The sequence below is a fragment of the Stenotrophomonas sp. TWI587 genome, assembly GCF_039674145.1.
Lineage (GTDB): Bacteria > Pseudomonadota > Gammaproteobacteria > Xanthomonadales > Xanthomonadaceae > Stenotrophomonas > Stenotrophomonas maltophilia_AY.
Genome location: NZ_JBDJMW010000009.1, coordinates 127,647 through 148,871 on the forward strand (window position 1 = coordinate 127,647; position 21,225 = coordinate 148,871).

Here is a 21,225-nt window from a genome sequence, read left to right on the forward strand (position 1 = left end):
CCCTAGAGCTTCAGGTTCAACGACACATACGCCGAGCGCCCCGGTGCCGGTGAGAACATCGGCTGGTCAGCACCGCCCCAGAAGAAGTTGTCGTACCACGCATACGCGTAATCACGGCCGGTCAGGTTCTTCACCTGCACGTCCACGCTCAGCCGCTCGGACAGCCGATACGACGCGCTGGCATCGAGCACCGCGAAGGCACCGAACTTGCCTTGCGTGTTGCGCTCTTCAATGTAGTAGTCACCCTGCATCCGGCCCTGCAGGCCGAAGGTCCAGCGCTCGTTGGTACGGTAGTCCACGCCGATGTTGCTGATGTAGCGCGGTGTGGCGATGACTTCGTTGCCGGCCAGGGCGGTACCGTCGGTAGTGAAGGCGCTGACCACCTTGGCCTGTTGGATGGCGTGCGAGCCCCACAGCGTCCAGTGGTCGCCCAGGCGTGCGGTGAGCTGCAGATCGACACCTTCGCGACGGGTCTGGCCCAGGCCGACCGAGGTGCCGGTGGCGGGCATGTTGGCGACTTCATCGGTCGCATCCTGGCGCCACACCGCGATGCGCGCGTCGGTGCCGACGGCCGGGCTGAACTTGATGCCCACCTCCTTGCCGGTATTGATCGAAGGCCGGAAGGTCGCCTGGCCGGCGGTGAGGTAGGCCGGTGCGGTGGAACCGGTCAGCACCTGGAACGTCCGGCCCCAGTTGGCATACACATTGAGGGCCGGGGTGATGGCATAGACCACGCTCAGCTTGGGCTGCTCGATCGTGCCGTAGTGCTGCAGCGGGGCGGTGACGCCACCGGGCAGGCGGGTGCTGCCGGAGAAGCGATCCACGCGGTAGGCCGGCACGATCTTCAACGCGGAGGTGGGCTGATACACGGCCTGCACGTAAGCACCGAGGTTGTCCAAGGTGTAACGGTCGTCGTTCTGGATACGCGCCGGGGTCGAGAAGTCGGTCGGAACGGCGTGGTTGTAGCGCAGGCGGCGATACGTGTTGTCCTGGTGCTCGGCGTTGAGACCGCCCTCGACCGTCAGCGCAGGCGTGGCCGCCCAGGTCAGCGTACTGACCAGGCCGGTCTGTTTCTCATCCCACTGGCGGCGCTGGCGCGGCGCGTTGCCGGGAACGTAACTGGTGAAGGTCACCTGCCGATCGTCCTCGTAGCGGTTGTAGTACAGATTGTTGCTGACATGCACGGTGTCGCTCAGCTGCAGGTCCAGATGGGTGCTCAGATGGCGCATGTCGCGGTCGTCGACATCGTTGGCATTCTTGAGCGCGGATCCGCGACGGTCGGTGGCCAACTCATCGGCGGTCATGAAGCCGGGCTCATCCGCCTCGTGGTGGTACACGCGTGCGATAAGGCCAATATTGAACAGCTCATCGTCGCCGCTGTAGAACCACTTGCCGCCGAGGGAGTACTTCTTCGACCGGTCATGGTCGCGGTAGCCATCGGAAGCCTGCGAGGCCAGGAAGTAGTTCTGGGCGAGACCGTTCGCTTCACGACCAATCGCGACCTGCGCTTCGCGGGTGTTGTAGCTGCCGTAGGTGAGCCGCGCATCGGTGTAGTTGCCGCCCTGGCGGGTGCCGAGGTTGATGTTGCCGCCGATGTTGTGCAGACCGTAGCGCGGGTCGTTGGTACCGCGCACGACCTCGATGTAGTCGATGTCCAGCGGGAACACCATGTCGATGAAGCGCTGGTTGCCGCTGTTGACGTTGCTGGGGATGCCGTCGATCAGGATCTTGATGCCGTTGAGGTAACCCTCGCCATTGAACGCCCGGAAGGTGGCCTTGCCGGATTCCGCGCCCTGGCGGGTTTCGGTGAGCTGCATACCCGGCATCTGGCCGAGCAGCTCCCAGCTGTTGGACACGTTCTTCTCGTGTACCTGGTCGCCGCCCATCACATCCACGGAGGTCAGCACACGGCTGGCGGCCAAGGGGCGGTGCGAGCCTTCGCGCACGTGCACGCTGCCCAGTGTGATCGCCGCATCGCCGGACTGTGCGCGCGCTTCGCCTGCGCACAGGGTCGCCAATACGGCGGACACCATTGCCTTGGTTCTCATCGGGTCGTGCCTTTCCGGGCGTGTTGTTAAAAAGAAATAATATAACATTGCATTGGGTGCGGTCATCCGTCCGGTGAGGGCCGCGCTGGGGAATGCGGCAGCCCGACGGATCCCCCCTGTCCAAGTTGCAGAAAAGGCCTGCGCTCGAGCGGGCACAAGCGTGGGATGTCAGTGCGGAGCTGCGCCGGTCAGCGTGCTCGCGTTCTGGAAGACCCACTGCCGCGACACGGTCTCCCAACGGTAATGCCGCAGCTTCAGGGCGGCGATCGGCTGGGCCGTGGCGATCTCAAGCCGCAGCGGCAGGCGATCCAGCTCCCAGCTCAATGGCCGCTCGCTGCCCTTCACTGTGCCCGTGCCAGCGGCGCGCCCCACGATCTGCGTTGCGGCGGCGATCGGGCGGCCGGCCGAATCCACCGGGACCGCTGTCGTCCAGACACCGCGGGTCTGCGCGGGCGGCGGCAGGTCCTGCAACAGGGTGACGCGTTGGGCCGAGGTCCAGACGATCCGCGCGTGGGCATTGCGTTGCGACGGTTGCCCCTGAGCAAGTGCCTCACTGCCGTCCCACTGGTAGGTTTCCACATCGACTGTCGCGCGAAGGGTATCGAGCGCGTCCAGTTCCGCGGCGCGCGTATCGAGCGGCAGCCGCAACGGAAACTCAAGGTCGTTCTCGCCGATCTGGTAGTTCTCCATCAGCATCCACGTGTGTGGCACCGGCACCGCCCGCAGGCGGGGGAGCGCCTGCCCGGTACGGTCGAGCAGCTCAACCCCGCGCAGCCGCACCGACACCACCCGGGGCGGCGCCGTCTCGTCGTTACCCGCAATGTCGCGCGCCGAGCGCATCTCACCCCCCAGGCGGAGCAGGGGGCGCGATGCGCGGGCGTCACGCCTGAGCCCGAACAGCAGGCTGCTTTCGATGTCGGGCAGTGCGGCCGCATCGAGCATCCAGGGCTCCAGTTCGCCATCGACCTGCGCATCCACAACGTAATCTGCCGGATCACGCGATGGTGCCGAGAAGGGGGGATGTCGCAGGGCTTCGTCGGTAGCGTCATGGACAGACGGACTGTCCTCATCCGAGAGCACGTCCAGCGTGGCGATCTCGGCAAGGTCCGCCAGGTGCAGACGGTGCGTGCTGGCGGGCGTGCCGCTCTTCCCGGCGGCCACGTGGAATTCGAAGCGCGCTTCCAACGGCATGCCGTCGGTACGGCGCAATGCCTGGCGCCCGGTGCCGCGCAGGGTGTCACCCTCCACGGTGGTGTCCAGCACCACGGCATCGGCCGTCACCGCGCGGACCTGCATGCGCCACACAATCGCGCCAAGTCCCTGCGTGGCATCGTGCTGCACGATGTGCTGGCCTACTGCAAGCGATGCGGGCAGCCGCCGTGGCCGCAGGCCAAGCGACTGCTCCGAGGAGGTCAGCACCTGCGCGAGGTAAGGCTGCCGGGCAGTGAGTGTCTGCCATGCCTGTGGCGCCACTGAACGCACCTCGGTGACACCGCCCTGGTCGTCCAGACGCATGTCGATGCCGGCGGCCATGACCTCCAGTAGCGCCTGCGCATCGGGATTGTCCGGATCCAGCGCCAGCGCGCTTTGGCCAGCGCCGCTGCCGATCGGTGCGGACCAGAGCAGGCGTGTGCGAAGACTGCGCCCAGGCTCCAGCGTCACGCCGCTCAACATGCGCTTGCGTAGCGCGGGCATCTCGCTGCCGTCCACGCTGACCTGCTGGCGGATGACATACACCGCTTCCACCGGTCTGCTGGGTGGTGCAGCGGCAGCGCTGATACCGCTGATGCCGCTTATGAAGAAGATGCCCAGCAACGGGCCGCGCAATGACGCCATCCTTGTATTCCTTGTCCTGGGAGTGCCGGCGTGCACTCGCAAGACCGGGCAGCGTGCAGGTGCAGCGTATCAACGGCGGGTACAACGGACGACATTTTCCCACAGCCGTCGGGGCGGCACACATCGCCGCCGCGCTCTGCCTGAATCATCCCGAACGCCCGCACTGGAATGCGCGGCCTGAATCAGGAACGATGGCGGGGTTTGTTCCCCCACGTTTCCAGGATCTGCCTGTGCTGAGTGTGATCGGCTGTTTGCTTGCGTTGTATCTGGTGTGGCGGCTGATCTGGCCGCTGCGAGTGTCGCGTCCGGTCAGGATCGTGCTGGGCTTGCTGGTGGTGGCGCTGGCGCTGCACCACCGGATCGTGGCCCAGTTCGCCGGGACCATGGCCTCGCCCGAGATTCCCAAGGCGGTGATCGCGGTGCTCGCGACCGGGTTCACCACGTTGCTGCTCAGTGCCGTATTCGTGCTGGCGCTGGATGCGCTGCTGCTGATCGCACGCCTGGTCCGCGCGCAGCGCGTGCTGCCGCTACTACGGGCGGCGTGGCTGCGACCGGCAGCGGGGACGCTGGCGCTGCTGCTGTCCGCCTATGGCATCTGGCAGGGCATGGCGGTGCCCAAGCCGCGCCAGATCGAGGTGGCGATCGACGGGCTGCCCACCGCATTCGACGGCTACCGCGTGCTGCAGCTCACCGATATTCACGCCAGCCGCCTGCTCACCGGTGCCTGGGTGGAGAAGGTGGTAGCCGAGAGCAACGCGCTGCATCCTGACCTGGTGGTCATCACCGGCGATCTGATTGACGGCACGGTCAGCGCCCGCGCCAACGACTTCGCGCCGCTGGCCAGACTGCGCGCGCCCGATGGCGTCATCGCCATCACTGGGAATCACGAGTACTACGCGCAGTACGCCGACTGGATGCAGGCCTTCCGTGGGCAGGGCATGCAGGTGCTGGAGAACAGCCACACCCAGGTGCAGCGCCAAGGCGGCACCCTGACCATCGCCGGCGTCACCGATCCGGTGGCGGCGCGTTATGGCCTGCCCATGCCGGACCTGGGCGCGGCGCTGGCCGGTGCGGATCCGCAGGCGCCGGTGATCCTGCTCGACCATCGCCCGGTGGAGGCACGCGCCAATGCCGCGAAGGGCGTGGCGCTGCAGCTCTCCGGCCACACTCATGGCGGTCACATCATCGGCATGGACCAGCTGGTCAAGCGCGCCAATGGCGGCTTTGTGTCCGGCCGCTATGAGGTGGATGGCATGACCTTGTATGTCAGCAACGGTGCCGGCTTGTGGCCCGGCTTTGCCGCACGGATCGGCGTGCCCTCGGAGATCACCCTCATCACGCTGCGGCCGCGCTGATGGAGTGTGGATGCGTCATGCCCGGCGTCGTGCTGCCGGATACCGAAGCGTGGATGGTGCGCGATCCCACCGGCCGGGACGATCCGGTGTGGGTGGCGCTGCCCGCCGGGTATGAGCGGGATGCGCACCTGCGCTATCCGGTGCTGTATGTCACCGATGCGCTGTACAGCTTTCCGCTCGCGCGCAGCGTGCGCAACATGGTCGGGCAGGGGGGCGCGCACCTGGCGCCCTTCATCCTGGTCGGGCTGCCGCCGCAGCAGGGCCTGAGCTCGCAGCAGAGCCGCTCACGCGATTACACACCGACCGAGCCGGTCCGCCGTGCGGGCGACGACTACACCGATGGCATCGCCTACGGCGGCGCGGCGCACTACCGCGATTTCCTGGCGCAGCATGTGCTGCCGCAGGTCGAGGCGCGCTACCGGGCCGATCCAGCGCAACGTGCCTTTGCCGGGCACTCCTATGGCGGGCTGTTCGGCATGTACGTGCTGCTGACCTGCCCGGCGATGTTCCAGCGGTACATCCTGTCCAGCCCCTCGCTGTGGTTCGATCAGCATGTGATTGACCGTATCGAGGCGGATTACGCAGCGGCACATGCGGATATGCACGCGCGCGTGTGGATGTCGATTGGTGCACATGAAACTCCGGCGTCCGATGCGCCGTTCGCCGCGCGCAACGACATGGTCGCCCACACCCTGCGCTTCGCCGACCGGCTGCGCGGGCGCGGCTATCGGGGATTGCAGTTGGAGACGCGGGTCGTCCCGGACGAGGACCACCTGACGGTCTACCCGGCGATGCTCACCCGCGCGCTGCTGGCGCTGTTCCCCAGCGGGACCACGGCCAGGACCATGTGAAATTTCCGCAAGTGGGTGTGCACGCCTCGGTCACCGGGCTGCGCGGAGGCTGGGCGCACGAGCCCTGACCCCCGGAGATTCCATGACCACCCTGACCCTGCCCGAACTGGCCAAGAAGATGGCCGGCATCGATTTCGCCATGCTGCAGACCCACACCGCCAGCGGGGAGATCGCCGGCCGGCCAATGAGCAACAACGGCGACGTCGACTACAACGGCGACAGCTACTTCTTCGCCTTCGACAGTGCCGACATGGTGGCCGAGATCGAACGCGATCCCAAAGTGGCGCTGTCCTTCACCGGCAGCAAATCGCTGCTCGGCAAGCCGCCGCTGTTCGTGGCAGTGGAAGGCCATGCCACCCTCAGCCGTGACCGCGCGACGCTGCAGGCACACTGGGTGGAGGACCTGGAGCGCTGGTTCAAGCAGGGTGTGGACACGCCGGGGATCGTGCTGATCCAGGTCAAGGCGACCCGCATCCACTACTGGTCGGGCGAGGACGACGGCGAGATCCGCCTGTAAGCAATGCCCGCCCAATCGATCAGGATCGGATGTGCAGGCTGGTCCATTCCCGGCCGTTACGCCGCATTGGCCGGGCAGGGCGAGAGCATGCTGGCGCGCTACGCCACGCGGTTCCCGATAGTGGAGATCAACTCGTCTTTCTACCGGCCGCACCAGCAGCGCACCTACGAACGCTGGGCGGCGAGCGTGCCGACCGCGTTCCGGTTCTCTGTGAAGGTGCCCAAGGCGATCTCGCATGAGGCGGGACTCCGTGGGTGCGGCCCCGCGTTGGACAGCTTTCTGGACGCGGTAGGCGGTCTGGGCTGCACCCTAGGCGGGTTGCTGTTGCAGCTGCCGCCGAGCCATGTCTTCGATGCGCGCGTGGCGGCCGCCTTCTTCGGCATGCTGCGCCGTCGCACCCCTGTGCACGTGGTCTGCGAGCCACGCCACGCCAGCTGGTTCACGCCGCAGGCCGACGCGCTGCTGCAGCGCCATGGGATCGGGCGAGTGGGGGCGGACCCTGCGCGTGTGCCCGAGGCCGCGCAGCCGGGCGGTGACAACGCATGGCGCTACTGGCGATGGCATGGCGCGCCACGCACGTACTACAGCGCGTATGACGACGCGGCGCTGCATGCGGTCGCGAAGACGGTCGCCGCGCGGAAGGGAGGTGCGCGCTGGGTGATCTTCGACAACACCGCCCATGGGTTCGCCATCGCCAACGCTGCCCGGCTGCAGGACATCCTGAGCGGCGCTGCCCTCCAGGAGCCCGGACATGCCTGAAGGTCCCTCCATCGTCATCCTGCGCGAGGCCGCTGCCAAGTTCCGCGGCAAGACCGTGCGTCTGGCCACCGGCAACAGCTCGCTTGATCTGACCCGCATGGAAGGGCGGCGTGTGGTCGCCCTGCGCAGCTGGGGCAAACACTTCCTGATCGAATTCCGCGGTTTCAGCCTGCGTGTGCACATGCTGATGTTCGGCAGCTACCGCATCGACGAGCGCAAGCCATCCCCACCGCGGGTATCGCTGCAGTTCGACAACGGTGAGCTCAACATCTATGCCTCGTCGGTGAAGTACATCGAGGGTGCGCTGGACGACACCTACGACTGGCGCGGCGACGTGATGGACCCGGCCTGGGATCCCAGGCTGGCGCGCAGGAAACTCAAGCAGCAGCCGGAAACGTTGATCTGCGACGCGCTGCTGGACCAGGACCTCTTTGCCGGGGTGGGCAACATCATCAAGAACGAAGTGCTGTTCCGCACCCGCGTGCATCCCGAATCCACGGTCGGTGCGCTGCCGCCGCGCAAGCTGGGCGAGATCATCAAACAGGCGCGGCAATACAGCTTCGATTTCCTGGACTGGAAGCGGCAAGGCGTGCTGCGCCAGCAGTGGCTCGTGCACACCAAGCGCACCTGCCCGCATTGCGGCGGGCCGATCAGCAAGACCTACCCGGGCACTACCCGGCGGCGCGCGTTCTTCTGCCCGGTCTGCCAGCTGCGTTACGGTGATGCGCCCCCTGCCCGCAAGGCTGCCGCGACCACGCGAAAGGCCGCTCCGAGGCGTTCAGCCAGATCCACGCGCATGGCGTAGGATGGGGCGTCACACGCAGTTACGCGCGTCCTGCGCGATCGACGTCCGGTCGCCCTCGCTCCTTCTTTCGAGTCCTTCATGCCGTGATCGGGATGAAGGCTCCCGTGTCCCACGGAGCGCTCATGCCGGGCTATACCACCCGCATCCTCACCATCCCGGTCGGCGGCCACGACTTCCGTATCCGCGCGCTCAGCGATCTGCAGCAGTTCTCCGACCCCACCGGCCGCGCCGAGCGCGCCGGCATCCATTCCTCGCTGTGGAGCCTGTTCGGCCAGATCTGGCCGGCCGGCCGCGCGCTGGCCGACACCATGAGTCACTTCGACGTGGCCGGTAAGCGCATCCTGGAACTGGGCTGCGGTCTGGGCCTGTCCAGCCTGGTGCTGGCGCATCGCGGCGCGGATGTCGTGGCGACCGACCACCATCCGCTGGCCGAATCCTTCCTGGCCTACAACGCCGGACTCAATGACCTGCCCGCGGTGACCTACCGGGACCTGCCCTGGGAAGTCCCCGATGGCTCGCTGGGGCGGTTCGATCTCATCATCGGCAGTGACATCCTGTACGAGCGGGGCCACGCCCACCAGATCGCGGCCATGATGCAGCGGCACGCCAAGCCCGATGCCGAACTGCTCATCACCGATCCTGGTCGCGGCAACGTGGGCTCGTTTTCACGTGGCATGGCGCTGCAGGGCTTCGATGTGACCGAAGAGCTGGGGTTGTTCGAAGACGAAGGCAATGCGCCCGGCAACGGCCGTCTGCTGAGCTACCGGCGCGTCGTCCCGTGACGCGGCGTGCAGATCGACTGACGTAGGCTGTCGCCGTCCAGTTGCGGCCGAGGCGGCCGGGAGTATCTCGATGCGATCTCGTCCCCTGCCGCGCCGCGATGGCCCGTGTGTTTCCAGGATGCACGCTTGAGCGCGGCCGTCACGGCGCCCGCGGCGCGCCCGCAGACGCGCTCGATGATCATCGCCGGCCTCTCCACGGTGGTGGAGTGGTATGACTTCACCCTCTATCTGTATCTGGCCACGGTGCTGTCGCGGGTGTTCTTCGGTGGTGGTGAGAACGCGCTGCTGGCCACCTTGGCCGGCTTTGCGGTCTCGTATCTGATGCGCCCGTTGGGGGCACTGGTCTTCGGCCATCTTGGCGACCGCTTCGGCCGGCGCTACATGCTGCTGGCCTCGATGTTGCTGATGACGGTGGCAATGCTTGCCACCGCGCTGCTGCCCACCTTCGAGAGCATCGGTGCGGCCGCCGGCGTGCTGCTGTTGCTGCTGCGTTGCCTGATGGCCTTCTCCGTCGGCGGCGAATACACCGGGGTGGTGGCGTATCTGCTGGAGACCGCGCCCGTGCGCAGGCGCGGGCTGGTGACCTCATTGGCCTCGGCTGCCAGCGAGGTGGGCGCCCTGTTGGCGGTGGCGTTGTCAGCGCTGACGGTCGCCCTGCTCAGCACGGCGCAGCTGGATGGCTGGGGCTGGCGGATTCCGTTCTTCATCGGCGCTGCGCTGGCCGGTGCGATTCTGCTGGCGCGCTCGACCATGCACGAGTCGCCCGAGTTCGAGCGACAGCAGGCCGAGGGCACCGTGCCGGAATCGCCGATCCGCGATACCTGGCGCCACCACAAGGCTGCGATTGCGCGCACCTTCGCGATCTCCGCGCTCGGCTCGATCACCTATTACGTCGGCATTACCTATGTACCTGCGTTTCTTGGTTCGGTCGGCCAGGTGAGCGAATCGGAGGCGCTGTGGCTGTCCACGGTCGCGGCGGTGGCGGTGATCGTGGTGACGCCATTGGCCGGTGCGTTGTCCGATCGGGTCGGGCGTCGCCCGGTGCTGATCGCGTTGGCCGCGCTGTCGGCGCTGCTGCCGTTGACGATGTTCTCGGTGATGGCCGGCGGCAGCACCGTGGCCATCGGTCTGGCGGCGGTGGTGCTGGCGTGTCTGGCCGGTGGAGTGAGTGCGGTGGCGGCACCGGCCACGGCCGAGCAGTTTCCCGGCGAAGGGCGGCTCAGCGGGCTGGCACTGGGCGTCACCATGGCCACTGCGTTCTTTGGTGGTGCCACGCCGTTGCTGGCCGAACTGCTGGTGCGGCATACCGGCTGGTCGTCGGCGCCTGGCGCGATGATTGCGGTGGTGGCGATACTGGTGCTGCCGGTGATGTGGACCCTGCGCGAAACGCGCCCCAGGTAGTGCCGGCCGCTGGCCGGCACCACCGGATGTCCTCAGTACTTCCAGCGCAGGCTCAACGCGACGAAGCGCGGCTCGCCGTAATTGTTGTAGTCCAGGTTGGCCCAGTAGGTCTTGTCCAGCGCGTTGCGCACGCTCAAGGTCGCCGTCCAGCTGTCGCTGATGCGGTAGTTGGCGTTGAACTGCACGAGCGCATACGCGGGCTGGTTCACCGTCACCGTGCCGCCGAGCGGATAGGGGATGTTGTAACCCTGCACCTTGCTCTGCCACTGCACGCCGGCACCCACGCTCAGGCGCTCCAGTGCGCCGCGCAGCCGCACTTGGGTGTTGAGCTGCAGCAGATCTTCGGCCGGGTTGGCGTACAGCAGATCGGTGGCGGCACGGGTCACCTTGACATGGGTGAAGCCGGCATTGACCGTCCAGCCCGGCAGGATCTCGCCGTTGACGTCCACTTCCCAGCCGCGTGCCTTGGTGCCGTTGATACCGATGTAGGCCGAGCTGCCATCGCTGAGCGAACGCTCCGGCACGCTCGTGTCGAGCACCGCATAGTTGTCCTGCTTGGCCTCGAACACCGCAGCATTGGCAGTCAGGCGACCATCGAACCACTGCGACTTGATGCCCGCCTCCAGATTGGAGCCTTCAACCGGTGCCAGCAGATTTTCGTTGCGGTCCTTGAAGTTCTGCGGGTTGAAGATTTCGGTGTAGCTGGCATACGCCGCCACCTGCGGGGTGATGTCGTACACCAGGCCCACGTAAGGCGTGACTTCATCCGTCACTTTGTAAGCGCCGCTCGTACCCGTATACGCACCGGCCGCGTTGTAGGCACGGGTCCGCGTTTCCCAGCGGCTCATGCGTGCACCGGCGATCAGCGCCAGCGGATCGGCCAGGCGCAGGCGGGCAGCCACGTAGACGCCGCTCTGCGTGGTCTTGGCGACGCGGCGTGCGCCGGTACGCGCGTAGGTCACTTCGGAAATGTCGCCATCCCAGGCGCGGATATCCGGAATGTAATAGCAGCGCTCGGTCCCGCAACGCGCCCAATCGGTGGGGTAGCGCAGCGCGATGGTGTTGGTGGTGCCTTCCAGATCCGCCCACTGCCCACCCACGGTCAGGTCGTGCTCGCGGCCGAACAGGGAGAATGTGCCGCTCAGATAGGCATCGACGTTGCGGCGGGTGTCTTCCGAATCGCCGGCGGCGGTGCGCAGGAAAATGCCCGCACCGGTGGCCGGATCGGGGTAGCCGCTGCCGTACACGCGCACGTTCTGCACGTTGCCCTGGGTGTAGGCGGTATTGATCTTCAGCAGCCAGTTCTCACCGAAGCGCTGTTCCAGGTTCGCGAACGCGGTGCTGGTCTCGCGCTGCCAGTAGCTCCACTTCGGCGCCACGTTGGTCGAGCGCGGCAAGTGCGCGAAGTCGCCCTGGCTGTTGAAGAACGGCACCGTGCCCCAGGTCGAACCCACCGGGTTGTTGTCCTGGGTCTGGTAACCCACGGTCAAGGTGGTGCTGTCGGTCAGGTCGCCTTCCAGCACGGCCATGCCGGCCATCTTGTTCTCGTGGTACCGGTCGTAATACAGGTCACGGTCGGTGTAGGCGGCGACCACGCGGCTGCGGAACCGGCCATCTGCGGTCAGCGGCGCGGTCACGTCGGCTTCCATGCGCTGGTAGTCCCAGCTGCCGGCGCTCACCGCGAAGGAGGCATCGAATTCCTTGCCCGGGCGCTTGCGCAGCAGGTTGACCGTGGCCGACGGCACGCCGGCACCGCTCAGCAGGCCGTTGGCACCGCGGATCACTTCGACGCGATCGTAGAAGGCGGTGTCGTATTCCTGGTTGGTCGAGCCGCTGTAGGTGGGGATGCCGTCCACCTGGAAATCGGTGATGGCAAAGCCGCGTGCGTAGTACAGCGGGCGCTGGGTGTCATAGAAGGAGACGCTGACGCCGGTGACGTTGCGCATCACATCGTTGATGCTGAACAGCGATTCGTCCTGCAGCCGCTGCAGGCCGATCGAGGAGGCCGACTGCGGGGTTTCCTGCAGGCTGATGGGCAGGCGCGTGGTGCTCGACGGCATCGCCCGCGCACCGACCACGCTGACCTTGTCCAGGGTCTTGGCATCGGCGTTGCTGCTGGCGTCTGCCGGCGCATCGGCGAAGGCCTGCGGCGCGCTCAGCACCAGCACGGAAAGCAGGGCCAAGCCCAGCGGGGCACGGCGGGGGAGGCGAAGCGAAGCAGCGCAGGCGTACATGCGGGTCTCGTGATGATCTGGGGGACGTGGCCGGGCCCCAAGCCCGGCGGGGTGCAAATGTAAAGCGTTCTCATTCGCTTTACAAATGATGAACATTCAGCGTCACCAGATCCCGCAACGCATCCGGCCACCGCGAGGGTGGCCGGAGGGGGGGAACAATGGCAAGGGACGGAAGCCCCGTGCCTGTGCAGGCTTACAGGGCCTGCAGTTCTTCGTTGGCGTTGCGCTTGGCCTCGGCCGGCTTGGCGGCCGGCGGCGGGGTCAGCATTACCGCCGGGCTGGTCTCGACCGGCACATCCAGGTACGGCAGCTTGAGGGTTTCGCTGGTCAGGCGGCGGATCTCATTGGTCAGCGCGGGGCTGTCGTTGAGCTTGCGGCCATACGACGGCACGATTTCCTTCAGGCGCGCTTCCCAGCCGGCCGCCATCTGCTCGGGGAACGCCTTCTTGAGCAGGTCCAGCATGATCGGCGGCGAGGTGGAGGCACCCGGCGAGGCGCCTAGCAGGGCGGCCAGGGTGTGGTCCTGGTCGGTCACGATCTCGGTACCGAACTGCAGGATCGAGCCCTTTTCCGGGTCCTTCTTGATGATCTGCACGCGCTGGCCGGCGGTGACCAGTTTCCAGTCCTCGCGCTTGGCGTGGGGGAAGTACTTGACCAGCTCGGCCTGGCGGTCGTCATCGTTCAGACGCGCCTGGCCCATCAGGTACTTCACCAGGTCCAGGTTCTCCAGACCTACGTCGATCATCCCGGCCACGTTGTTGTGGTTGACCGAGGAATACAGATCGAACCACGAGCCGTGCTTGAGGAACTTGGTGCTGTACAGCGCGAACGGCCCGAACAGTACGACCGGCTTGCCATCCAGCTTGCGCGCATCCAGATGCGGAACCGACATCGGCGGCGAGCCGGTTTCGGCCATGCCGTAGGCTTTGACCGAATGACGGTTGGCGATCGCCGGGTCCTGGAAGGCCAGGAACTGGCCACCGACCGGGAAGCCGGCGTAGTTCTTCGATTCCGGAATGCCCGACAGCTGCAGCAGCTTGAGCGCGGCGCCACCGGCACCGATGAACACGAAGCGCGACTTGACCGTGGTCTCGTTGTCGGACTTCAGATCCTTGACGGTCACGTTCCAGCTCTTGTCATCGTTCTGGCGAAGGGCACGCACTTCATGGTTGAGATGAAGTTTGAAGTTCGGGCTGCGTTCCAGGCCAGCGGTGAGCTGGCGGGTGATCACGCCGAAGTTCACGTCGGTGCCCAGCGGCATCCACGTGGCGGCGACCTTCTGCTTCGGGTCGCGGCCTTCCATCAACAGCGGTGCCCACTGCGTGATCTGGGCAGGATCCTCGGAATACTGCATGCCGTAGAACAGCGGGTTCTTGACCAGTGCCTGCTGGCGCTTGTGCAGGTAGGCGATGTTCTCATCGCCCCAGACGAAGCTCATGTGCGGGGTCGGGTTGATGAAATCGCTGGGCTGGCTCAGGCGGCCTTCGCGGATCTGGTGCGACCAGAACTGGCGCGAGATCTCGAACTGCTCGGCGATGCCGACCGCCCGCTTGGTCTCGATGCTGCCATCGGGCAGCTCCGGGGTGTAGTTCAGCTCGGCGAACGCGGAATGGCCGGTGCCGGCGTTGTTCCAGCCGTCCGAACTTTCCAGTGCAACCCCGTCCAGGCGCTCATAGACCTGGATGTTCCAGTCTGGCTGCAGCTCCTGCAGGAAGGTGGCGAGCGTGATGCTCATGATGCCGCCGCCGACCAGGACGACGTCGACCGGCTTGTCGTTGCCGGCGGCCGGGACCGAGCGCTGATGCAGCGGCCAGTACAGGAACAGTGCCGCTGCCAACAGCAACACCACGAACAGGCCGAGGACGACCTTCGCTAGTTTTTTCATGGGGATCTCAGGTAGGGAGACATGGGAAGGATGCCGCCGCTGCCGGGAACGCCCGTGAAGACGGGCGTCACAGCGGTACCTTGATCGCTATTTTAGCCCTTTCCGGTACGGATTTGGTGCAACGCAGCATCCGGTGGGTGTGCCCGACCGGGTCAGTCACTGGCCAAGGTGAAGTATTCAAGGAGGAAATAGCCGGCTTGATAGGCCAGTGCCAGCAGGGCCAGAGCCAGATGCGCGCGGCGCTGACGAAGAGCGAAGCCCAGCCCGGCAATGACCAGCATCATCACGGTGTGGACCCAGTAGGCATCGCCGAGCATCTGCCAGCGGCTGTGGCCCTTGATGGCGGTGTCGACCAGATCCAGCAGGGTGACCAGCGCCAGCATCCCGAAGAAGCCACCGCGCCGCTGCAGCAGGTAATTCTCATAGCTGCCGTACTCGCGCACATCGTCCGGAAACAGCAGCACGCACAGCAGGTACCACGCGGCGCAGTAGGCGATCACGAACAGATACAACTCGAAGGTCCACTGCCGGACCTCGCCCAGCCGGAACTCCCACCACCAGAAGGTCACCACCGAGATCAGCGCCCAGACCACCCAGCACAGGTGGATCCATGACCAGCCGCGGCGCTGGGGGTGCTCGATGATGCCCGCTAGCCCGCGCAGCAGGGTGGTGATGCTCAGGCCGAGGATGATGCTCAGCACCACGCGGATGTGCAGGTAGACCGGATCGGTGTCCATCGACGTGCCCGCGGCTGGAATGCACCGATGCTGCAACGGGGCGGGTCGTCGGGTCGTGTAGGGCTGCATGCGGCCCCGGTACGACAGCCGACCAACGGTCGGCTCTACCGGTCGGGTTTATCGCTTCTTGCGCACCAGGGTCGCCGAGGCCGCCAGCACTGCCCGGGTCAGCAGCGCCATGGTCTGCACATCGCCCTTCCAGTGCTGCCAGTACAGCGGCACGTCTTCCCACGCGCGCTGCTTCATGTGCACCAGCCGGCCGGCGTCCAGGTGGCGTTTGACCAGCGGCAGCGGGTTCATGGTCCAGCCCAGCCCGCCTAGATTGGCCTGCACGAACGCGCGGGTGGAGGGGATCCACCAGGTTGGTGCGGTCAGCGGCAGGTCGTTGCCGGCCAAGCGGCGGGCGAAACGGGCCTGCATGTCGTCCTTTCGGTTGAACACCAGCACCGGGGCCTGGGCCAGCGACTGCGCGTTGACGCCCTTGGCGAAGTGCTGCTCATGGAAGGCCGGGGTGCAGGTGGCGGCATAGCGGATGCTGCCCAGCGCGTGGATCTGGCAGCCCTGCACCGGCTCATCCAGGGTGGTCACCGCGCCCAGCACGGCCCCTTGCCGGAGCAGGGCCACGGTGTGGTCCTGGTCTTCCGAGCGCAGGTCCAGCGTGGTGCCGGTCTGCCGCGCGAACTGCAGGGCGGCCTCGGGGAACCAGGTTTCCAGGCTGTCGTGGTTGACCGCCACCGGGATGCTGGCGTGGGGCAGGTCCTCATCGGCGATGCCCATCCGGTGCAGCGCGTCGTGCTCGAGCAGGGCGGTCTGCTCGGCCAGCTGCACCAGCACCTGGCCTTCAGTGGTGGCCACCGCCGGGGAGGAGCGCTTGACCAGCAGGCGCCCGACCCGGTCCTCCAGCGCCTTGACCCGCTGGGAGACCGCCGAGGCGGTGACATTGAGCGACTGCGCCGCCCGTTCGAAGCTGCCTTCGCGGATCACCGCCGCCAAGGCGCGGAGCTGGGCATGGTCGATGCGCATGATCTTAAGTTCCGCTAAAGATGGTTAAGTAAGTTTAGCTCTACTTTTTAATGTTGCGGCGCGACAATACGCGCCATCCGGTGCTGTACGCCTTGGCGAGGCACCGCCCCCCAGTAATACACAGGTGGTATCCCATGTTTTCGATCATTGCCGGCGGTGCCGGTCTCAGCGCGTGGCTCAGCGGTGCCGCAACCGGCATCGGCCTGTTCGCGGTGGTCGGCGCGCAGAGCGCGTTCATCCTGCGCCAGGGCATTCTGCGCAAGCACATCGTGCCCGTGGTGGCGACCTGCGCCGCCATCGATGGCATCTTCATCTTCGCCAGCGTGGCCGGCCTGCGCACGCTCACCCAGGCGCTGCCGTGGCTGACCACCGTGGTGCTGTGGGGCGGTGTCGCCTTCCTGGCCTGGTATGCCTGGCAGTCGGCGCGCCGCGCGCTGGCCGGTGGCGGCGGCATGCACGTGGACGATGGCGACAGCAGCTCACGCCGCGCGGTGCTGATGTCGGCGGTCGGCTTCTCGCTGATCAACCCGCACTTCTGGCTGGACATGATGGTCATCGGCGGCATCGCCGAGAACTTCGGCAACGCACGCATGGCCTTCGCGGCCGGCGTGTTCACCGCCAGCTGCATGTGGCTGACCGCCCAGGGCCTGGGCGCACGCCTGCTGGCCCCGTTGTTCACCAAGCCCAAGACCTGGCGCATCCTGGACGGCACCATCGCGGTGATCCTGTCGATCCTGGCGCTCAGCCTCGCGTTCCGCGGCATGCATTGAACTCTCTCCTCGATGCAGGTCCGGGAAATGGCACCGTTCGCGGTGCCATTTTTTTGCCTAGAATCCACGTTCCGGACATGACGTCCAACGGAGCATGGGGGAAGGATGAAGCGGGGATGCGTTTGGGGACTGTGTGTATTGCTGGTGGCCGGCCAGGCCAGTGCGGTGGATCTGGAGCACTATCTGCGCCGCGATGCCTTTACGGATATCAAGATTTCGCCCACGGGCGAGTTCTATGCGGCCACCATTCCGATGGAGGACCGCACCGGCCTGGCGATCATGCGCCGCGCCGACAGCCAGCTGGTGGGGTCGTTCGTACCGCCCAAGAACAATCATGCCAATGACTTCGACTGGGTCAACGACCAGCGCGTGCTGATCGGCCTGGCCGAGAAGTTCGGATCGCTGGATCAGCCACAGCTGACCGGTGAGTTGTTCGGCATCAATGCCGATGGTCGCGGGGGCGACCTGCTGATCGGCTACCGTGTGCAGGGTCGTGGCCTGGGTACCCGCATCCAGCCGAAAAAGGTCGAAGCGGTTGCCGCGTTCGTGATCGATGCGCTGCCGGATCATGACCGCCGTGTGCTGGTCAAGGTGATGCCGTTTTCCGACGATCCGTTCACCACGGCCGAACGGCTGGACGTGATCAGCGGCCAGCGCAACACCGTGGCGCGCGCGCCGGTGCAGCGCGCCGACTTCGTCGCCGATGGCAAGGGCGAGGTGCGATTCGCCCGCGGTGCGGGTTCGGACAACGTCAACAAACTGTACTACCGCGAGGGTGCGGGCGCGCCCTGGAAGATGATCAACGACCAGAATGTCAGCAAGCGGATCGAGCAGCCTCTCGGCTTTTCGGAAGATGGCAGCGTGGCCTACCTGCTGGTGGAGAAGCCGCGTGGTCCGGATGCGATCGTGTCCTGGAACCCGGTGACCGACGAGCGCCGTGAGCTGCTGCGCGATGAGGTGGTCGATCCGGCCAGGGTAATTTACAAACGCGGTACCTCCGTGCCGATCGGTGCGCTATACCAAGGGGAAAAGCCGCGTACCCGCTTCTTCGATGAAGCCTCGGCCGATGCGCGCCTGCAGCGCAGTCTCGAGCAGGCCTTCCCGGGAGAGGCCGTGTTCGTGACCTCGTCCTCGCGCGACGGCAAGCTGGCGATGGTGCGGGTCTGGTCCGGCAGCAATCCCGGCGATTTCTATGTCTTCGATACGCAGACCAAGAAGGCCGATCTGGTGGTCAGCCGCAGCCAGTGGGTGGACCCGGCCCAATCGGCGGTGGTCCAACCGATCGCGCTGAAAGCCCGTGACGGTCTGCCGTTGCATGGGTTCGTCACCCGGGCCAGGGGCAGTGAGGGCAAGCGGCTGCCGATGGTGGTGATGCCGCATGGCGGGCCGTTCTTCGTCCATGACGACGGTGCCTACGACATGGAAAGCCAACTGCTGGCGGCGGCCGGTTACGCGGTGCTGCAGGTCAACTTCCGCGGCTCGTCCAATTACGGTCGGGCGCACGCCCACGCCGGTGGCCGGGAGTGGGGCGGTACGATGCAGGACGACCTCACTGATGCCACACGCTGGGCGGTGGCCGAGGGGATTGCCGATGGATCGAAGATCTGCATGTACGGTGCGAGCTACGGTGGCTACGCGGCGCTGATGGGCGTGGCCAAAGAGCCGACGCTGTACAAATGTGCAGCGGGCTATGTGGGCGTCTACGACCTGCCGATGATGTTCACCACCGGCGACATCCAGCGCCGTGGCTCGGGCGAAACCTATCTGAAGGAATGGATCGGTGACCGCTCGCAGCTTGCCGCGGTATCGCCGGTGAACCTGGCCGACCGGATCAAGGTGCCGGTGTTCCTGGCGGCGGGCGGAGAAGACCAGCGCGCACCGATCCAGCACACCAAGCGGATGGAGGCGGCACTGAAGAAGGCGGGCGTGCCGGTGGAGGCGCTGTACTACCCCACCGAAGGGCACGGTTTCTACACCGATCCGCATCGCCGCGAGTACTACACGAAGTTGCTGGCGTTCCTGTCCAACAGTCTGGGTGGTGAGACCGCCGCCACGGCGGCAGCGGCGGCGCAGCCGTAATCCCGGCCAGCGCAGTGTGCTGAAACGGCAACGGCACCTTCGGGTGCCGATGCTGTTTTTACGGTCCTGGCAGGTCACTGGTCGAGAGAGCGACGTTCTGCCTAGAATCGGCCAGCTGGACAGGGTGTTCGGGACCGGGGGAAGGATGCGCAAGCAATGGTTGGCCGCGCTGTTGGGCGTGGGAGGTGCGTGGCTGTCGGCGGGGGGCGGCGCGGTGGAGCTGGACCGTTTTCTGCGTGAGGACGCGTTCAACAGCATCAAGATTTCGCCGGGCGGGGAGTATGTCGCGGCGACGATTCCGCTTGAGGATGCCACCGCCGTTGCCATCCTGCGTGCGGCGGACATGACGTTGATCGGGTCGTTCCGGCCACCGCGCAACAACCATGCCGGCAGCTTCGATTGGGTCAGCAATGAGCGGCTCGTGATCGGCCTGGCGCAGAAATCCGGCCGGTTGGATGAGCCGCAGGCCACGGGCGAGCTGTATGGCATCAATGCCGATGGCAAGGGCGGCGAGCTGTTGGTCGGGTATCGCGTCCAGGGCTACAACCAGGGATCGGTTGCGGCATTCCTCACCGATGAACTGGTGGACGATGATCGCAACGCGCTGATTGCGGTCTGGCCTTTTACCGAGAATCCACACACCCGGATCGAACGCCTGGATGTAGTCACCGGGCGACGTATCGTCGTGGCGCGATCGCCTGTGCAGCGCGCCGACTTCGTCACTGACAATGCTGGCGAGGTCCGGTTCGCGCTGGGTGCCGGTTCGGACAACGTCAAGAAGCTGTACTACCGCACCCGCGGCGGGACCGATTGGGAAATGCTCAACGATGAGGCCGTCAACCAGCGCGTGGAGATTCCCTTGGGCTTCTCCGCCGATGGCAGCCTGGCCTATCTGTGGATCGAGCAGCCCAAGGGACCCGATGCGATCGTCAGCTGGAACCCGCAGACCCGCGAGCGGAAGACGCTTCTACGTGATGATGTGGTCGATCCTGCCCGGGTGATCTACCAGCCGGGGTCGCGCGTGCCGGTGGGCGCGCTGTATCTGGGCGATGTGCCGACGACGCGTTTTTTTGATCCTGCATCGAGCACCGCGCGCTTGTACCGCAGCCTGCAGGCGGCCTTCGATGGTCCGGTGTACGTGACCTCCAGCACCCGCGACGCACGCACCGTGCTGGTGGAAACGTGGTCGGGCCGTAATCCGGGCGACTTCTACCTGTATGACACGGTTGGAAAAGTGGCCAAGCACCTGACCAGCCGCAGCCAGTGGATCGATCCGAGGGAGAGTGCAGACGTGCGTCCTGTGGCGCTGACCGCGCGCGACGGGTTGCCCCTGCACGGCTTCCTCACGATTCCACACGGAAGCACGGGTAAGGATCTGCCGATGGTGGTGCTCCCGCATGGCGGCCCGATCGGTGTGTTCGATGACGGCAGCTATGACCGCGAGACGCAGCTGCTCGCGGCGGCGGGGTATGCGGTGCTGCAGGTCAATTTCCGCGGTTCTGCCAATTATGGTCGTGCGCACACCCAGGCGGGCCGGCAGCAGTGGGGCGCGGCAATGCAGGACGATGTCACCGATGCCACCCGCTGGGCGATCGCGCAGGGGGTGGCCGACAAGAGCCGCATCTGCATCTACGGTGCCAGCTATGGCGCCTACGCGGCGCTGATGGGGACGATCCGCGAGCCCGGCCTGTACCAGTGCGCCGCCGGCTACGTGGGTGTCTACGACCTGCCGATGATGCATGCGCGTGGAGATATCCGCGACGCCAGGTCCGGCCGCACGTACCTGCGTGAGTGGCTTGGCGCGCCCGATGCACTGGCGGCACGTTCACCGGTCAACTTGGCCGATCAGGTCCGTGTGCCGGTGTTCCTGGCGGCCGGTGGCGAAGACTAGCGCGCGCCGATCCTGCACACGAAGAAGATGGAAGCCGCGCTCAAGCGAGCGGGTACGCCGGTGGAAAGCCTGTACTACCCTACCGAAGGCCATGGTTTCTACACGCAGGCGCACCAGCGTGAGTACTACACCAGGCTGCTGGCGTTCCTGTCACGCAGCCTGGGAGGCAAAACCGCATCGGCCAGCACCGTGGCCGGCAAGGACAACGCACCGTGATCGATGGGCGACGGCCGTGTGGCCGTCGCCCAGCAG

Annotated in this window: 15 protein-coding genes and 1 pseudogene; 10 read left to right on the forward strand and 6 right to left on the reverse strand. The window is 66.1% G+C overall.

The window, feature by feature from the left end; translation table 11 throughout:
* Positions 1–2 precede the first annotated feature (2 nt).
* Positions 3–2,048, reverse strand: a complete 2,046-nt coding sequence (locus ABE464_RS15300) for a TonB-dependent receptor (RefSeq protein ID WP_346472658.1) — start codon at positions 2,046–2,048, stop codon at positions 3–5.
* A 168-nt stretch (positions 2,049–2,216) separates the two neighbouring features.
* Positions 2,217–3,884, reverse strand: coding sequence for a hypothetical protein (locus ABE464_RS15305; protein WP_346472659.1), 1,668 nt, complete (start codon positions 3,882–3,884; stop codon positions 2,217–2,219).
* Between the two features lie 191 nt (positions 3,885–4,075).
* Between ABE464_RS15305 and ABE464_RS15310 the strand changes: the two genes are divergently transcribed.
* The 7 genes from ABE464_RS15310 (at position 4,076) to ABE464_RS15340 (ending at position 10,354) form a co-directional block, all read left to right on the forward strand.
* Positions 4,076–5,239, forward strand: a complete 1,164-nt coding sequence (locus ABE464_RS15310) for a metallophosphoesterase (RefSeq protein ID WP_346472660.1) — start codon at positions 4,076–4,078, stop codon at positions 5,237–5,239.
* Positions 5,240–5,256: 17 nt separating this feature from the next.
* Complete coding sequence (locus ABE464_RS15315; protein WP_346472661.1) at positions 5,257–6,090, forward strand: alpha/beta hydrolase-fold protein; 834 nt, start codon at positions 5,257–5,259, stop codon at positions 6,088–6,090.
* An 82-nt stretch (positions 6,091–6,172) separates the two neighbouring features.
* Complete coding sequence (locus tag ABE464_RS15320; RefSeq protein WP_346472662.1) at positions 6,173–6,607, forward strand: pyridoxamine 5'-phosphate oxidase family protein; 435 nt, start codon at positions 6,173–6,175, stop codon at positions 6,605–6,607.
* Positions 6,608–6,610: 3 nt separating this feature from the next.
* The gene (locus ABE464_RS15325; protein WP_346472663.1) at positions 6,611–7,366 is read left to right on the forward strand and encodes a DUF72 domain-containing protein; all 756 of its coding nucleotides are present in this window, start codon (positions 6,611–6,613) and stop codon (positions 7,364–7,366) included.
* The gene (locus ABE464_RS15330) at positions 7,359–8,171 is read left to right on the forward strand and encodes a DNA-formamidopyrimidine glycosylase family protein (protein ID WP_346472664.1); all 813 of its coding nucleotides are present in this window, start codon (positions 7,359–7,361) and stop codon (positions 8,169–8,171) included. The genes ABE464_RS15325 and ABE464_RS15330 overlap by 8 nt, the downstream gene beginning before the upstream one ends.
* 122 nt (positions 8,172–8,293) lie before the next feature.
* Positions 8,294–8,953, forward strand: a complete 660-nt coding sequence (locus tag ABE464_RS15335) for a methyltransferase domain-containing protein (RefSeq protein ID WP_346472665.1) — start codon at positions 8,294–8,296, stop codon at positions 8,951–8,953.
* 174 nt (positions 8,954–9,127) lie between these two features.
* On the forward strand, positions 9,128–10,354 hold the full coding sequence (locus tag ABE464_RS15340) for an MFS transporter (RefSeq protein WP_346472694.1): 1,227 nt from the start codon (positions 9,128–9,130) through the stop codon (positions 10,352–10,354).
* A 32-nt stretch (positions 10,355–10,386) separates the two neighbouring features.
* Here the strand turns inward: ABE464_RS15340 and ABE464_RS15345 are convergent, their stop codons facing one another.
* The 4 genes from ABE464_RS15345 to ABE464_RS15360 all read right to left on the reverse strand — a co-directional run bounded on the left by ABE464_RS15345 (position 10,387) and on the right by ABE464_RS15360 (position 16,233).
* Positions 10,387–12,588 (reverse strand): TonB-dependent siderophore receptor, encoded by a 2,202-nt coding sequence (locus ABE464_RS15345; protein ID WP_346472666.1) that lies wholly within the window; start codon positions 12,586–12,588, stop codon positions 10,387–10,389.
* A gap of 193 nt (positions 12,589–12,781) precedes the next feature.
* Positions 12,782–14,473 (reverse strand): malate dehydrogenase (quinone), encoded by a 1,692-nt coding sequence (mqo, locus tag ABE464_RS15350; protein ID WP_346472667.1) that lies wholly within the window; start codon positions 14,471–14,473, stop codon positions 12,782–12,784.
* A 152-nt stretch (positions 14,474–14,625) separates the two neighbouring features.
* Positions 14,626–15,210 (reverse strand): hypothetical protein, encoded by a 585-nt coding sequence (locus tag ABE464_RS15355; protein WP_346472668.1) that lies wholly within the window; start codon positions 15,208–15,210, stop codon positions 14,626–14,628.
* Positions 15,211–15,327: 117 nt separating this feature from the next.
* Positions 15,328–16,233, reverse strand: coding sequence for a LysR family transcriptional regulator ArgP (locus ABE464_RS15360; RefSeq protein ID WP_019184555.1), 906 nt, complete (start codon positions 16,231–16,233; stop codon positions 15,328–15,330).
* 134 nt (positions 16,234–16,367) lie between these two features.
* Between ABE464_RS15360 and ABE464_RS15365 the strand changes: the two genes are divergently transcribed.
* From ABE464_RS15365 to ABE464_RS15375, 3 genes and pseudogenes are all read left to right on the forward strand, one after another.
* Positions 16,368–17,003 carry a LysE family transporter gene (locus tag ABE464_RS15365; protein ID WP_346472669.1) on the forward strand — a complete coding sequence of 212 codons (636 nt, stop codon included), beginning with the start codon at positions 16,368–16,370 and terminating at the stop codon, positions 17,001–17,003.
* Positions 17,004–17,108: 105 nt separating this feature from the next.
* Positions 17,109–19,082 (forward strand): S9 family peptidase, encoded by a 1,974-nt coding sequence (locus tag ABE464_RS15370; protein WP_346472670.1) that lies wholly within the window; start codon positions 17,109–17,111, stop codon positions 19,080–19,082.
* Positions 19,083–19,227: 145 nt separating this feature from the next.
* Positions 19,228–21,189 (forward strand): annotated as a pseudogene (locus ABE464_RS15375) (prolyl oligopeptidase family serine peptidase).
* Positions 21,190–21,225: the final 36 nt, after the last annotated feature.